General features: G+C 65.2%; 16 protein-coding genes. 8 read left to right on the forward strand and 8 right to left on the reverse strand.

Going from position 1 to position 14,801, the window contains the following annotated elements:
• Window positions 1-96 precede the first annotated feature (96 nt).
• Complete coding sequence (locus BLM15_RS04335) at window positions 97-468, forward strand: response regulator (RefSeq protein WP_126110694.1); 372 nt, start codon at window positions 97-99, stop codon at window positions 466-468.
• Between the two features lie 16 nt (window positions 469-484).
• Window positions 485-1,861, forward strand: a complete 1,377-nt coding sequence (locus BLM15_RS04340; protein ID WP_126110696.1) for a PleD family two-component system response regulator — start codon at window positions 485-487, stop codon at window positions 1,859-1,861.
• Window positions 1,862-2,150: 289 nt separating this feature from the next.
• On the opposite strand, the gene BLM15_RS04345 is transcribed toward BLM15_RS04340, so the two are convergent.
• A complete protein-coding gene (locus tag BLM15_RS04345) occupies window positions 2,151-2,354 on the reverse strand; it encodes a hypothetical protein (protein ID WP_126110698.1) in 204 nt (67 codons plus the stop codon).
• A gap of 280 nt (window positions 2,355-2,634) precedes the next feature.
• On the opposite strand from BLM15_RS04345, the gene BLM15_RS04350 reads away from it, so the two are divergent.
• Complete coding sequence (locus BLM15_RS04350; protein WP_236846538.1) at window positions 2,635-2,961, forward strand: hypothetical protein; 327 nt, start codon at window positions 2,635-2,637, stop codon at window positions 2,959-2,961.
• Between the two features lie 87 nt (window positions 2,962-3,048).
• Here the strand turns inward: BLM15_RS04350 and rpmG are convergent, their stop codons facing one another.
• The 4 genes from rpmG to rnr form a co-directional block, all read right to left on the reverse strand.
• Complete coding sequence (gene rpmG, locus BLM15_RS04355; protein ID WP_110489346.1) at window positions 3,049-3,216, reverse strand: 50S ribosomal protein L33; 168 nt, start codon at window positions 3,214-3,216, stop codon at window positions 3,049-3,051.
• 156 nt (window positions 3,217-3,372) lie between these two features.
• A complete protein-coding gene (locus BLM15_RS04360) occupies window positions 3,373-4,107 on the reverse strand; it encodes an NUDIX hydrolase (RefSeq protein ID WP_126110700.1) in 735 nt (244 codons plus the stop codon).
• Window positions 4,104-4,547: a DUF983 domain-containing protein gene (locus BLM15_RS04365; RefSeq protein ID WP_126110702.1), complete on the reverse strand. Its 444-nt coding sequence runs from the start codon at window positions 4,545-4,547 to the stop codon at window positions 4,104-4,106. Before BLM15_RS04365 ends, BLM15_RS04360 begins: the two co-directional genes overlap by 4 nt.
• Before the next feature lie 25 nt (window positions 4,548-4,572).
• Window positions 4,573-6,924 carry a ribonuclease R gene (gene rnr / locus BLM15_RS04370; RefSeq protein ID WP_126110704.1) on the reverse strand — a complete coding sequence of 784 codons (2,352 nt, stop codon included), beginning with the start codon at window positions 6,922-6,924 and terminating at the stop codon, window positions 4,573-4,575.
• 616 nt (window positions 6,925-7,540) lie between these two features.
• Here rnr and urtA point away from each other — a divergent pair.
• The 5 genes from urtA (at window position 7,541) to urtE (ending at window position 13,359) form a co-directional block, all read left to right on the forward strand.
• Window positions 7,541-8,800, forward strand: coding sequence for an urea ABC transporter substrate-binding protein (urtA, locus tag BLM15_RS04375; protein WP_181430354.1), 1,260 nt, complete (start codon window positions 7,541-7,543; stop codon window positions 8,798-8,800).
• 294 nt (window positions 8,801-9,094) lie between these two features.
• Window positions 9,095-10,696, forward strand: a complete 1,602-nt coding sequence (gene urtB, locus BLM15_RS04380; protein ID WP_126110708.1) for an urea ABC transporter permease subunit UrtB — start codon at window positions 9,095-9,097, stop codon at window positions 10,694-10,696.
• Window positions 10,693-11,832, forward strand: coding sequence for an urea ABC transporter permease subunit UrtC (gene urtC, locus BLM15_RS04385; RefSeq protein WP_126110710.1), 1,140 nt, complete (start codon window positions 10,693-10,695; stop codon window positions 11,830-11,832). The genes urtB and urtC overlap by 4 nt, the downstream gene beginning before the upstream one ends.
• A gap of 5 nt (window positions 11,833-11,837) precedes the next feature.
• The gene (gene urtD, locus BLM15_RS04390; RefSeq protein WP_126110712.1) at window positions 11,838-12,602 is read left to right on the forward strand and encodes an urea ABC transporter ATP-binding protein UrtD; all 765 of its coding nucleotides are present in this window, start codon (window positions 11,838-11,840) and stop codon (window positions 12,600-12,602) included.
• A 61-nt stretch (window positions 12,603-12,663) separates the two neighbouring features.
• On the forward strand, window positions 12,664-13,359 hold the full coding sequence (gene urtE / locus BLM15_RS04395) for an urea ABC transporter ATP-binding subunit UrtE (protein ID WP_126110714.1): 696 nt from the start codon (window positions 12,664-12,666) through the stop codon (window positions 13,357-13,359).
• A gap of 48 nt (window positions 13,360-13,407) precedes the next feature.
• On the opposite strand, the gene BLM15_RS04400 is transcribed toward urtE, so the two are convergent.
• The 3 genes from BLM15_RS04400 to BLM15_RS04410 all read right to left on the reverse strand — a co-directional run bounded on the left by BLM15_RS04400 (window position 13,408) and on the right by BLM15_RS04410 (window position 14,738).
• Window positions 13,408-13,812 carry a carboxymuconolactone decarboxylase family protein gene (locus tag BLM15_RS04400; protein ID WP_126110716.1) on the reverse strand — a complete coding sequence of 135 codons (405 nt, stop codon included), beginning with the start codon at window positions 13,810-13,812 and terminating at the stop codon, window positions 13,408-13,410.
• Entirely contained in the window at window positions 13,748-14,176 is a 429-nt protein-coding gene (locus BLM15_RS04405; RefSeq protein WP_126110718.1) for a MerR family transcriptional regulator, read from the reverse strand. Before BLM15_RS04405 ends, BLM15_RS04400 begins: the two co-directional genes overlap by 65 nt.
• A 97-nt stretch (window positions 14,177-14,273) precedes the next feature.
• A complete protein-coding gene (locus BLM15_RS04410) occupies window positions 14,274-14,738 on the reverse strand; it encodes an Lrp/AsnC family transcriptional regulator (RefSeq protein ID WP_126110720.1) in 465 nt (154 codons plus the stop codon).
• Window positions 14,739-14,801: the final 63 nt, after the last annotated feature.

Consider the following 14,801-nt stretch of genomic DNA (forward strand, 5'->3'; position numbering starts at 1 on the left):
GTCAACTGCTCGCGTGTTAAGGCTAGCACTGAACGCGGCCGCCGGCCCGGGAAATCCGTCTGATTGGATGCCTGGCCGGGCGGCCTTGGGGGACAGATGACAAAGACGGTTCTGATCGTCGAGGACAACGAGCTCAACATGAAGCTCTTCAACGACCTGTTGGAGGCTCATGGCTATGCGACGCTCAAGACCGCCGACGGCATCGAGGCGATCGAGCTGGCGCGCACGCACCGGCCCGACCTGATCCTGATGGACATCCAGCTGCCGGAGGTTTCGGGGCTGGAGGTGACGAAATGGATCAAGGAGGACGATGCGCTGAAGTCGATCCCGGTCATCGCGGTCACTGCTTTCGCGATGAAGGGCGATGAGGAGCGTATTCGGGAGGGCGGCTGCGAGGCCTATATCTCGAAACCGATCTCGGTCGGCAAGTTCCTGGAGACAGTTCGCGCCTATGTCGGCACAGCCTGAAGGGAAGCGCTGAGCCATGTCAGCCCGGATCCTGGTCGTCGACGACATCGCTGCGAATGTGAAGCTGCTCGAAGCCAAGCTCAGCGCCGAGTATTTCGATGTCGCCACCGCGACGAACGGGATCGAGGCGCTGGCGATCTGCGAGCGCGGCGAGGCCGATCTCGTCCTGCTCGACGTCATGATGCCGGGCATGAACGGCTTCGAGGTCTGCCGCCGCCTCAAGAACAGCGCGACCACGGCCCACATCCCCGTGGTCATGGTCACGGCGCTCGACCAGCCGAGCGACCGGCTGAAGGGGCTCGATGCCGGCGCCGACGACTTCCTGACCAAGCCGATCGACGACACGGCGCTGTTTGCCCGGGTGCGCAGCCTGGTGCGGCTCAAATCGGTCACGGACGAATTGCGCCAGCGCGCGCTTGCCTCGCGCCAGCTCGGCATCGCCGATCCGCTCGCGGCCGCCGCTGCCGAAACCGGGCTCAATGGCCGCGTCCTCCTGATCGAGGACAGGCCTTTGATCGCCCAGCGCCTGGTCCAGGCGCTCTCGGCCTTCCATTCGATCGAGACCGAGCCCGATGCGCAGGCGGCGCTTACCCGCGCTGCCGAAGGCGATTTCGAGATCGTGCTGGTGAGCCTCGACCTGCAGAACTATGACGGCCTGCGCCTGTGCAGCCAGCTGCGCTCGCTCGAGCGGACCCGCAATCTTTCCGTGCTGCTGCTCGGCGAGGCTGAAGACCGGGCCCGTGTTCTGCGTGGCCTCGAGATCGGCGCGCATGACTTCCTGGTCCGGCCGATCGATCGGAACGAATTGCTGGCGCGCGCCCGGACATTGGTTCGCCGCAAGCGCTTCGCCGAGCGGTTGCGCGACAGCGTGCAGTCCTCGATGGAAATGGCGGTGATGGACCAGCTCACCGGCCTGCATAATCGTCGCTATCTCGACAGCAGGCTGTCGGTGCTGTTCGACGAATCGGCGCTCCGGGCCCGGGCGCTCTCACTGCTGGTGCTCGACGTGGATCGCTTCAAGGTGGTCAATGATAGCTGGGGCCACGACGCCGGCGACGAGGTGCTGCGCGAGTTCGCCGACCGGATCCGCGCCTGCACGCGCGGTATCGACCTGGTGGCGCGCATGGGCGGCGAAGAGGTCGTCGTGGTCCTGCCGGATACCGCGCTCGACGCGGCGCGTGCGGTGGCGGAGCGGATTCGGCAGCGGGTCGAGGGCGAACCCTTCCAGATCCAGCGCGGCCAACGCTCGATCACGGTGACGGTGTCGATCGGTGTCGCCAGCCGGCGCGCAGGCGATGCCGGGCCGGTCGAGATGATGAAGCGGGCCGACGAGGCGGTGTACCGGGCCAAGGCGGCCGGCCGCAATCGCGTCATCGTCGCGAGCGCTGCCTGAAGGGCAGGGGCGCCCGGCCGGTAAGGTTTCCAAGTAGGGTTAAGTTTCGATGAATATTGGTGAATCAATCAGATTCGATTGATTCGGAGGGGCTTCCTCGTAGGGTGATTTCCAAGAGAACGGCTGCACGCGCAGCCGTCCGGAATGCCCTTCGGAAGCCCAGGTTCCGCCGCATCTCCTGGGTTACCGCTGGGCTCGGCCGGTCGATGGCGGGATCCTGGCCTCCTCAGCCCCGTCGTCGACCGGCCACCTCGTTATCCGGTGGTTTTCGCCCATAGCGACGCTCGCGTCAGTGCAGGTGGCGCTCGATTAATTCCGGCACCCAATAGCCAAGCAGGCCGAAGCCGGCGAGCAGCAGCAGAAGCAGCAGGGCAGCGCGCAGGCGATGCGTCCAGCGACGCGACTCGTCGACCTCGACGATCAGGCGCAGGAAGCCGCGCAGCAACCCGCCCGGGCGCGAATGCGGTTCTCCTGGATCGGGGCGGCTGTTCAAGACGATGCTCCTGCCGACGCGGCGAGCGGTGCCGCGGCCGGATGACAGGGTAAGAGATCGAAGCATCCGACGCCAGCGACGTCACGGCGGAACAGTGAACCCCTGATCGCGTTGAAGTCATCAGCCGTCGATCTCGGCAAATACTGGCCGAAGATTAGGCAGTAGCGTGACGTAAGGTCTCATTAACCGTCGTCATCTCATGCTAGTCTGGTGACGATTCGCATGCCCTGCTATTTGGCTGCGAAGATGCTGGCCTGACATCCTCGCCAAGGAGCGACCCATGCGTATCATCGCATCGGCGCTCTGCCTCGCGCTGTTGCCGTGGGGCGGAGGGCCTGTTCACGCGCATAGCTGGTACCCGTATGATTGTTGCAGCGACCGGGATTGCTGGCCGATGGGCCTCGATGCCGATGCGAAAGAGCCTGATCCGCGCATCGTTCCGGGTGGGTATCTCACTCATGATGGACATTTCGTGCCGGAGCAGGCGACGCGCGTCTCGAAGGACGGGCGCTTCCACATCTGCCGCAGCGGCGGAATGCTGACGGGGACGGTTATCGCGCCGTCCCAGAGGCCGTTCTGCCTGTTCGTGCCGAAGCCGGCGTTCTGAAAGGGCGAGCCCGCTGGCAGCAGATACGAAAAAGCCGCCGGAAACCGGCGGCTCTTCGAACCAGAACAAGTGGTTAGGGCGAAGCCCTTACTTGATCTTGGTTTCCTTGAACTCGACGTGCTTGCGCGCGACCGGGTCGTACTTCTTCTTCGACATCTTCTCGGTCATGGTACGCGAGTTCTTCTTGGTCACGTAGAAGAACCCGGTGTCCGCGGTCGAGATGAGCTTGATTTTGATGGTCACGGCCTTGGCCATGGCGGAGCCCTCGAATAGATGGGGCCGCCGTCGGCCCGCGCAGAAAACAAAATGGCCGGGCGAGCCCGGCAATCCGATGGGCGGGGAATGCCGTATCGGCGTCGGCAAGTCAAGGAATATCGGGCGGGTACACGGATTTTCCGCCGCCCGACGGCGTCAGAGCAGCTCGCGCACGAAGCTGCCGCGCCTCTCCCAGTAGAACGGAACCGGCAGATACTGAGCGAATCCGGCCTTCAGGCGTTCCTCGACCTCGGCGATGATCACCTTGGTGATGGTCGGCAGGTCGAGTTCGCGCGCTTCGTCGAAGGTGACGGAGACTAGGTCGACGAGTTCCGAATCGGGACCGATCACGCCGTCGACCTTGCCGGCGACGGCACGGGCATCGACGGCGAAGAAGCGGGTGTCGAAGCGCTTGGGCCGGCGCGGCGGCGTGATGGCGCGGGCGACGAAGGTGACGGCGCCGAGATCGGGGAAGACGCCCTTGGCCGCGAACTCGGCCCAGACGCCCGCAGGCGGGTTCTCGGGCGCGCCATATTCGGCGCTGCCGAAGATCAGGCCGGTCTCCTCGAAGGTCTCGCGAATCGCCGCCAGCGCCAGTGCGCGGCCGCGCTGCAGGCTCGGGCGCACGCAGCGGGCAAGCAGGCGCTGCTCGCAAGGACCGGCGAGGGCGCCGGTCGCAGCCATGCGGCGGTCGCCGGCTTCGATGCGTCCGCCCGGGAAGACGTATTTGCCCGGCATGAACTTGTGGCCGGCATGGCGCTTGCCCATCAACACCCTGGGCTTCTTCCCGGAATGATCGAGGATCAGCATGGTCGCGGCGTCGCGCGGGCGCAGGTTGACGTTGGTGCGTGCCCGCTCAGCCTGGGTCAGGGTGATGGTGTGGTCACTCATCGCCCGCCGATTGCCTTCATGGCGGGCTGGCGCTCAGGTCTCGGCATGGCGCCGCCGAAGCCGTGCATGCGCAGCGCCCATTGCAGGCCGATGACCGCGCCCTTGGCCGGCTGCATCAGCGCCAGGCTGAGGAAGACGGTCAGCGGCAGCCAGACCCAGAGGTGCAGCGCGATCGACCAGTCGCTGTACTTCTCAGCCAGCAGGATGCCGCCGACGATGACATGGCCGACGATGGTGATGACGATATAGGGCGGCAGATCGTCGGCACGCTGATGGTGCAGAGTCTCGCCGCAGGCCTCGCAGGAATCGACCGGCTTCAGGAAGGCGCGAAACAGCTTGCCTTCGCCGCAATGCGGGCAGCGACCGAAGAGGCCGCGACGCATAGCCTGACGCCAGTCGCGAGCCTGGACCGGCTTGGGTTGGTGACAATGTATGGACATGGGATGTCTTCGTTAATGCGGGGCGTCAGCGCTTGCGGCCCGATCGTTTGGGCGGGGGGCGGCCCTGCTTTCGCCCCATAGGTAAAGCAGGCCGTGACCTTTTGCCAGAGCGGTCGGATGTCGCGGGCCTGCCCTCTGTGAGCAACTCGAATCGCAGAGCTCCTGCGACCGGCGCCGCCTCGACCAGTTTGACATGGACACGGTCGCCGAGGCGCCAGCTTTCGCCGGTGCGATCGCCGACCAGCGCATGGGCGCGCTCGTCATGGCGATAATAATCGGCGCCCAGTGTCGAGGCCGGGATGAAGCCGTCGGCGCCGGTGCCGTCGAGCTTGACGAAGAGGCCGGCGCGATTGAGGCCGGCGATGCGGCCGTCGAAGCTGGAGCCGATCTGGTCGGCAAGGAAATGCGCGATCAACCGGTCGGTGGTCTCGCGCTCGGCCGCCATGGCGCGCCGCTCGGCCGCCGAGATCCGGGTCGCGACCTCGCGCAACTCGGCAAGCGTCGTCGCTTTCGGCAGGCCGTCATCGCCGAGCTTCAACGCCGCGACCAAAGCGCGATGCAAGATCAGGTCGGCATAGCGACGGATCGGCGAGGTGAAATGGGCATAGCGGCGCAGGTTCAGGCCGAAATGCCCGTAATTCTCGGCGACGTATTCGGCCTGTGCCTGAGTGCGCAGCACGACCTCGTTGAGCAGGAGCTCGTTCTCCGAGCCCTTGATCATGGCGAGGATGCGGTTGAACAGCGCCGGCCGCAGCGCCGCGTCCTTCGGCAGCTTGATGCCGATCGAGGCCAGGACCTCGCCGAGCGCCCGCATCTTCTCGAGCGAGGGCTCGTCATGGCAGCGATAGATCAGATGGCTGCTCGCCTTCTCCAGCGTCTCGGCGGCGGCGACGTTGGCGAGGATCATGAACTCCTCGATCAGCCGGTGCGCGGCCAGCCGCTCGGGCACGATCACGCGGGTGACCTTGCCATTGGCGTCGAGGACGAGCTTGCGCTCGGGCAGATCGAGGTCGAGCGGCTGGCGGGCGTCGCGGGCGCGCGCTGCCGAGCCGTAGGCGGCCCAGAGCGGCATCAGGATGCTGTCGCGGATCGGGCTGGTGAGATCGTCCGGCTTGCCGTCGATAGCAGCCTGGGCCTGTTGGTAGGAGAGCTTCGCCGCCGAGCGCATCATGATGCGGTGGAAGGAATGGCTCTTCTTGGCTCCGTCGGCCTTGAGGATCAGGCGGACGGCGAGGGCGGGGCGGTCTTCGCCGCCGCGCAGCGAGCAGAGATCGTTCGAGATGCGCTCGGGCAGCATCGGCACGACACGGTCAGGGAAATAGACCGAGTTGCCGCGCTCCAGCGCCTCGCGGTCGAGTGCCGAGCCGGGGCGGACATAAGAGGCGACGTCGGCGATGGCGACGGTGACGATATGGCCGCCGGGGTTGTCGGGATCATCGTCGGGTGCGGCATGGACCGCGTCGTCATGATCCTTGGCGTCGGCCGGGTCGATGGTGATCAGCGGCAGGGTGCGCCAATCCTCGCGGCCGGCGAGTGTGGCGGGCTTTGCGGCTTCCGCCTCGGCGATTGTCGCCGGCTGGAACTCGTTCGGGATGCCGTGGGCGTGAATCGCGATCAGCGAGACCGCGCGCTCGGATTTCAGCGAGCCAAGCCGTTCGCGCACCCTGGCCTGGGGCGGGCCGAAGCGGCTCTCGCGGGCGAAGGAGACCGAGACGAGATCGCCGTCCTCGGCATTGCCGGTCTGGCCCTTTGGAATAATCGCCTCGCGCCCCTGCGCCTTCTTGTCGACGGGGATGAGCCGGCCAGAGCCATCGGGAAGGGCGCGGAAGATGCCGAGCACCTGCGCCTTGGCCTTGCCCATCACCTTGAGGGTGCGGCCGGACCATTGATAGCCCTCGACGCCGCGCAGCTTGGTCAGCTTGAGCAGGACATGATCGCCGACGCCCGGGGCAGCCGCGGCCGCGGTCTTCGGCTGGCGGCGGGTGTCGCGCTGGCGTTCGAGCAGGATTTTCGGCGCCTCGCCCTGGTCGGCCTCGTTCCATTCGAGCGGAACGGCGATGAGATCGCCCTCGCGGTCGCGCGTCTTGATCTCGCAGAGCAACACGGCGGGCAGGGCCGCATGCGGCTTGACCGGGCCTGATCCGCCGTTCTCCTCCAGCTCGAGATCGCGCAGCAGGCGCTTCAGCCAGATCTTGCCACCGCCATCGAGCTGGAAGGCCTTGGCGATGTCGCGTCGGCCGGGTTCGCGGCCGGCTGCGCGCTCCTCCTCGATGAAGGCGAGGATGGCGTCGCGGGAGAGGTCGGCGTCGGGACGGGACAAAGGCTCGGGCCTCGTCAGCAGCGGCTGGGCGCAAAGGACATGGATGGTTTCTGCCATGCCATGGCCGGGGGCGCCAGAACGGCCTGTGCAGAACTGCCACCTGAAACGGAGAAGGGCCGCCCTTTCGGGCAGCCCTTCCATTGCCGAACCGCAGCCCCGGTAACAGGGCTAGGCGTCACGGAAACTCACGCGCAACCGAACCCCTCATGGGACGAGTCCAGGCCACGCGCCCCCCGCGACAGCGGTTGATGACAATGAGACACTGGATCACCTCCTTTCAGTTGTTACCGACAAGGAGGAGGCTAAGGTGATTCCAAGCATTGCGTAAACGGCAAAGATTGAGCTGCTCACAGGCCGCGTCGCTGCAACAAAATCAGGCGGTAGGCCGGCAACGAGTGCGGTTGCCTAATTTGTAGGCTGCTGATCTGCTTATTGACTGGTCACTTGTTGCCGCGGCGCATGATCCTTGCGTGAGATCGGCCCCTCCCGGCAGGAAATCGCTCGCGAAACCGCCCTGAACACGCCTTGTTGCGGTGCCTCGATGGCTTTGGGCCCAGGTTGGCACGTCGTTTGCGAACTTCACCGCTAGCTGGAACGGCAGCTGGCGCCGGCAACGGCGCGGTCAACAGGGACCTCAGGGGATATCGCAGTGAAACTCACTCGTCGCACGGTCATCGGCGCCGCCTTCGCAGGCGCCACGGTTCTCTCCTCGCTGCTGCCGGCGGCGGCACAAGAGACCATCAAGGTCGGCATCCTGCACTCGCTCTCCGGCACGATGGCGATCTCCGAGACGACGTTGAAAGACGTCATGCTCATGCTCATCGAAGAGCAGAACAAGAAGGGCGGCGTGCTCGGCAAGAAGCTCGAGGCGGTCGTGGTCGATCCGGCTTCGAACTGGCCGCTCTTCGCCGAGAAGGCGCGCGAGCTGATCGTCAAGGACAAGGTCTCGGCCGTGTTCGGCTGCTGGACCTCGGTCTCGCGCAAGTCAGTGCTCCCGGTGTTCAAGGAGCTGAATTCGATTCTGTTCTACCCCGTCCAGTACGAGGGCGAGGAGAGCGAGCGCAACGTGTTCTACACCGGCGCGGCGCCGAATCAGCAGGCGATTCCCGCGGTCGACTACCTCGCCAAGGAGGAGAAGGTCGAGCGCTGGGTTCTGGCCGGCACCGACTACGTCTATCCGCGCACGACGAACAAGATCCTGGAGGCCTATCTTCTCGCCAAGGGCGTGAAGAAGGAGGACATCCTGATCAACTACACTCCGTTCGGCCATTCCGACTGGCAGACCATCGTCTCCGACATCAAGAAGTTCGGCACGGCCGGCAAGAAGACCGCCGTGGTCTCGACCATCAACGGCGACGCCAACGTTCCCTTCTACAAGGAGCTCGGCAACCAGGGCATCAAGGCGACCGACATTCCGGTCGTGGCCTTCTCGGTCGGTGAAGAAGAACTCGCCGGCATCGACACCAAGCCGCTGCTCGGCCATCTCGCTGCCTGGAACTACTTCCAGTCGGTCAAGACGCCTGAGAACGAGGCCTTCATCAAGCAGTGGAAGGCCTACAAGAAGAACGACAAGGCCGTCACCAACGACCCGATGGAGGCTCATGTCATCGGCTTCGCCATGTGGGTTAAGGCGGTCGAGAAGGCCAAGAGCTTCGATCCCGACAAGGTCATCGACGCGCTGCCCGGCATCGAGGCGCCGAACCTGACCGGCGGTGTCTCGAAGATGCTGCCGAACCACCACATCACCAAGCCGGTGCTGATCGGCGAGATCAAGGCCGACGGCCAGTTCGACGTGGTCTCGAAGACCGGCCTCGTCGCGGGCGACGCCTGGTCGAAGGAGCTCGATGGCTCCAAGGACCTGGTCGGTGACTGGGTCGAGAAGAAGTGCGGCAACTTCAACGTCAAGACCGGCAAATGCGGCGGCGGCGCCTGAGTTAAGAGGGGGAAGGGCGGCACGGTCGGAAAGCCCGGCCGCCCTTCGAAACTTCAGTCAGAGCTGATCAACCAGACGGATAAGCGCGGGAACCCCCTCTCCCGGATGGGAGAGGGGCAGGGGTGAGGGACCGCCGTTGCCGCTTTAGGCGAGCGCTGGCCGGTGCTGGGGCAAGCAGGATCGCGCCCTTTCGTTTGCGGGCGGGCCCTCACCCCTGCCCCTCTCCCACACGGGAGAGGGGATCCCGCGCCTCACACTCGCTGCGGCCTGTGCATCAAGACCAGAAACGAGCCGATGCCCTTCCTTTTCTCCTTCCTGCGATTGCTGGCCGTCGTCGTGGCTCTTCTTGCCGTGCCGGCCGTCGCCCTCGCGCAGGCCGCCAACGAAGCGTTCACCCGGCTCGGTGCCGACAGCTTCTCGGACACGGCGCGCGCGATCGACATCCTCGTCCAGAGCGCGCATCCGAATGCGGCTGTGATCATCGAGGCGCTGGCTGACGGGCGCCTGCTCACCGGCGGCGGCGTGGTCGCGGTGAAGACCAGGGAGGGCGGCTTCCTCGACGCGCGGACCGGCCAGGCGCTCAATGCCGCGCCAGCCGGGCTCAACCCGGTCAGGCTCAACAACAATGTCAGGCGGGTGATCCAGGGCGCGCTCGGCGGGCTCGGGCTGATCAATCCCGATCCCGGCAAGCGTGTCGCCGCCGCCGAGGCTGTCTTCAGGGCACGCGACGTCTCGGTGCTGCCGGTGCTCGAAGCGGCCATCGCCAAGGAAACCAATGACCGCGCGCGCCGGGCGCTGCGCGAGGCGCAGGCTGCGATCCTGATCGCAAAGACCGACGCGCCGCCCTTCGACCGCATCGCCGCCGTCGACGTGCTGCGCGAGCGCGGTGACCAGGATGCGCTGGCGACGCTGCGGGCCCTTCCGGGCGACGCCTCACCGGGTTTGAAGGAGGCCCAGGCGCGCGCCATCTCCGAGATCGAGGGCAAGCTCGCTCTGTGGCGGGCCGGGCAGAACCTTTGGTACGGGCTCTCGCTCGGCTCGGTGCTGCTGCTTGCCGCGATCGGGCTCGCCATCACCTTCGGCGTGATGGGCGTGATCAACATGGCCCATGGCGAGATGGTCATGCTTGGCGCCTACACCACCTTCATCGTGCAGGAGGTGATCCGGGCGCGCTTCCCGGGGCTGTTCGACTGGTCGCTGGCAATCGCGATCCCGGCCGCCTTCATCGTCGCCGGCGCGGTTGGCATCGCGATCGAGCGCGGCGTCATCCGCTTCCTCTATGGCCGGCCGCTGGAGACGCTGCTCGCGACCTGGGGCATCAGCCTGATCCTGCAGCAGGCGGTGCGCACCGCGTTTGGGCCGACAAATCGCGAGGTCGGCGCGCCAGCCTTCATGTCCGGCGCCTTCGAGCTCGGCGGCCTCGCCATCACCTGGAACCGGCTCTGGATCATCGTCTTCGCAGCCCTCGTCTTCGCGGCGCTGCTGGCGATCCTGAAGCTGACACCGATGGGCCTGCAGATGCGGGCGGTCACCCAGAACCGGCGCATGGCCTCGGCGATGGGCATCCGCACCGGCCGGATCGACGCGCTGACCTTCGGGCTCGGCTCGGGCGTCGCGGGATTGGCCGGCGTCGCGCTCTCGCAGATCGACAATGTCAGCCCCAATCTCGGTCAGAGCTACATCATCGACAGCTTCATGGTCGTGGTCTTCGGCGGCGTCGGCAATCTCTGGGGCACGCTGATCAGCGCCATGAGCCTCGGCGTCGCCAACAAACTGCTTGAACCCTATGCCGGCGCCGTGCTCGGCAAGATCGCGCTGCTGGTCTTCATCATCCTGTTCATCCAGAAGCGCCCGCGCGGCCTGTTCGCGCTCAAGGGCAGGGCGGTGGAAGCATGATCACCCGCTTCCTGCTCTCGAACATGGACAGGCGGGGGCTCGTCTTCCTCGCCCTCATTGCCGCGATCGGCCTGCTAGTGCCGCTGGCGAACCTTTTGATGCCGGCCGGCTCACCCTTCCATGTTTCGACTGCGACCATGTCGCTCTGGGGCAAATATCTCTGCTACGCCCTGCTCGCGATCTCGCTCGACCTGGTCTGGGGCTATTGCGGCATCCTCTCGCTCGGCCATGGCGCCTTCTTCGCGCTCGGCGGCTATGCGATGGGCATGTATCTGATGCGCCAGATCGGTTCGCGCGGCGTCTACGGCAATCCGGTGCTGCCCGACTTCATGGTCTTCCTGAACTGGGGGGAATTGCCCTGGTACTGGTACGGCTTCTCCTCGTTCCCCTTCGCCATGCTGATGGTGCTGCTGGTTCCCGGCCTGCTCGCCTTCGTCTTCGGCTGGTTCGCCTTCCGCAGCCGCGTCACCGGCGTCTATCTCTCGATCATCACCCAGGCGCTGACCTATGCGCTGCTGCTTGCCTTCTTCCGCAACGATATGGGCTTTGGCGGCAATAACGGCCTAACCGACTTCAAGGATATCCTCGGCTTCAACGTGCAGGCGCAAGGCACGCGCGCGGCGCTGTTTTCGATGACCTGCGTGATGCTGATCGCCAGCTTCCTGATCGCGCGCGGCATCGTCTCGTCGAAGCTCGGCAAGGTGGTGATCGCCATCCGCGACGCTGAATCGCGCACGCGCTTCCTCGGCTACCGAGTCGACCGCTTCAAGCTCTTCGTCTTCACCGTCTCGGCCTGCATGGCGGGCGTGGCCGGGGCGCTCTACGTGCCGCAGGTCGGCATCATCAATCCCAGCGAATTTGCCCCGGCCAACTCGATCGAGACGGTGATCTGGGTCGCGGTCGGCGGCCGCGGCTCGCTGGTCGGAGCTGCGCTCGGCGCCGTCGTGGTCAACTGGGCCAAGACGGTGTTCACCTCGGGATTCATGGCGCCGTACTGGCTGTTCGCGCTCGGCGCGCTCTTCGTCTTCGTCACTCTGTTCATGCCGAAAGGCATTTTGGGCACCGCGCAGGGCTGGTGGGAGAGCCGCAAGCGGCCCGCACCCGTGCCAGCGGCCGAAGCGGCTCCGGCGGAGTAACTGATATGAACGCCCCCACACCCGGCGCGCTGACCTCTTCCTTGCTCTATCTCGACGGCGTCAGCGTCTCCTTCGACGGCTTCAAGGCGATCCGCGGCCTGTCGCTGACGATCGAGCCCGGCGAGATGCGTGCCATCATCGGCCCGAACGGGGCCGGCAAGACGACGATGATGGACATCATCACCGGCAAGACCAGGCCTGACGAAGGCACTGTGATGTTCGGCGGTTCGGTCGACCTGACGCGGCTCGATGAGGCGGCGATCGCCAATCTCGGCATCGGCCGCAAGTTCCAGAAGCCGACCGTGTTCGACTTCCACACGATCGAGGACAACATCCTCCTCGCGCTGAAATCGAAGCGCACGGTGCTGAAGACGCTGTTCTGGCAGACCGAAAGCGCCCAGCAGAAGCGCATCGACGAGATCCTCGGCATCATCAAGCTCGCGGATAAGCGCGAGCGCCTCGCCGGCTCGCTCTCGCATGGCCAGAAGCAGTGGCTCGAGATCGGCATGCTGCTGGCGCAGGACCCCAAGCTCCTCCTCGTCGACGAGCCAGCCGCCGGCATGACCGATGGCGAGACGGCGCAGACCGCGGTGCTGCTGAAAGAGATCGCGAAAGATCACTCCGTGATCGTGGTCGAGCACGACATGGGTTTCATCCGCGAGCTCGGCGTGAAGGTCACGGTACTCCATGAGGGTTCGGTATTGGCGGAGGGGCCCCTCGATCAGGTTAGTGCCAATGAGCGAGTCGTTGAAGTCTATCTGGGGCGCTAAGCATGATGCGGAAACGTAAAAACCGGTCTTCCGTTCAGATCATGCGGCGGGACAACTGCTCATGCTGACTGTGGATGCCATCGATCTGCATTACGGCGCGGCGCAGGCACTGCGGCGCGTCTCGGTCAGCGCCGAGATCGGCAAGGTCACCTGCGTCATGGGCCGCAACGGCGTCGGCAAGACCTCGCTGATGCGCGCCATCGTCGGCCAGCAGCCGATCAGCGGCGGCAGGATTAGTTTCGGCGGTGAGGACATCTCTACCTTGCGCACCGAGGACCGGGCGCGCGCCGGCATCGGCTTCGTGCCGCAGGGCCGCGAGGTCTTCCCGCTGCTGAGCGTCAAGGAGAACCTGGAGACCGGCTTCGCGCCCTTGCCGCGCAAGGAGCGCTACATCCAGGACGAGCTCTTCAACCTATTCCCCGTGCTGAAGTCCATGCTGGGCCGGCGCGGCGGAGACCTCTCGGGCGGTCAGCAACAGCAACTCGCCATCGCGCGAGCGCTGGTCACCCGACCCAAATTGCTGGTTCTCGACGAGCCGACCGAGGGCATTCAGCCCTCGATCATCAAGGATATCGGCCGCGCCATCGACTATCTGCGCCAGCGCGGCGACATGGCGATCGTCCTGGTCGAGCAGTATTTCGACTTCGCCCGCGACCTCGCCGACACGATGTTCGTGATGGATCGTGGCGAAGTGGTGCTCGCCGGGCCGATGAAGGAGCTCGACGGGGCGCAGGTTCAGAGGTTGATTCAGGTGTGAGGATCTGACCCGCTGATCAAGCGTCAGCGGGTCAGATGCAGCCCCGGTTCAAGCAGCGAGGTCGCGCGCCGTGAACACCTCCTTCGCCGCGAACAGCCCGTTGAGCGCCGCCGGGAAGCCGGCATAGACCGCCATCTGGATCAGGATCTCGGTGATCTCTTGACGCGACAAGCCGACGTTCAGCCCGGCCTCGATATGCACCTTGAGCTGCGGCTGGGCGTTGCCCATCGCGGCCAACGCCGCGATCGTCGCGATCTCGCGGGAGCGCAGGTCGAGCCCCGGCCGCGAATAGATGTCTCCGAACGAGAACTCGAATACGTAGTTTGCGAAATCGGGTGCGATGTCGGCGAGTGCTGCGATCACCTTGTGGCCGGCTTCGCCATCGATCTCAGCGAGAGCCCGCCTGCCGCGCTCCAGCCTGCTGGTTTCGACGTGAGCGTTGATGTGCGTCATGGTCTTCGATCCTCTTCTCGATGTCGGCATAGCCGGCGATCTTGGTGTCGAGGACGAGAAGGCAGGCTTCGAGTTCGGCGACGCGAGCGCGAACCTGCTCACGGTGCCGTTCAAGCAAACTACGACGCTCGGCTTCCGTGCCGGAGCCCTTTTCCCGCGAGGCCGCATAGCGCAGCATCTCGCGGATCGGCATGCCCGTGGTCTTGAGCCGGCCGAGGAATTCGATCCAGGTCAGGATCGAGGCGTCGTAGTCGCGTTGGCGTGACTGGTCCCTGTCGGCATAGGGCAGCAGCCCGATCCGCTCGTAATAGCGGATCGTATGGGCCGATAGTCCCGATCGCCTGGCAAGTTCACCGATCTTCATGGCCGCCTTCTCATCACGACGCCGGGGAAGCTACGGGTTCGAGTGCACTCTAAGTCAATGCCGTCGCGCGAGGTTTTTTAGAGGGCTGCACTCCGTCTCAAAACTCCAGCGGCGCGTTGTCGATGACCTCCTTCATCACGAAGAAGGTGCGAGTCTGGCGCACACCCGGCAGGGCCAGCAGCGTCTTCGCATGCAGCTTGTTGAAGTCGGCGAGGTCGCGCACGCGAATCTTGAGGAAATAGTCGAAATCGCCGGCGACGATGTGGCAGTCGAGCACGACGGGGAGCTGTTTCACCGCCTCCTCGAAGGTGCCGAAGCTTTCCGGTGTCGAGCGGTCGAGCACCACGCCGACGATGGCGAGCGTGCCCTTCTCGACCTTGTGCGGATCGACCTGCGCGCGCACGCCGGTGACATAGCCCTCGGCGAACAGGCGCTGGATACGGCGATGGCAGGTGGCGGCGCTGGTGTTCACGCGCTTGGCGATCTCGGCATTGCCCATGCGCCCATCGGCCTGCAGCAAACGCAGGATTCTGAGGTCGGTTTTGTCGAGTTCGGCCTCCATGAAGGATTCTTCCGTTTTTTGTGCATCTGATGTCGCTCAAAGCTAGCAGATTGCGAGTTGTGT

The sequence above is a fragment of the Bosea sp. Tri-49 genome, assembly GCF_003952665.1.
Classification (GTDB): Bacteria; Pseudomonadota; Alphaproteobacteria; order Rhizobiales; family Beijerinckiaceae; genus Allobosea.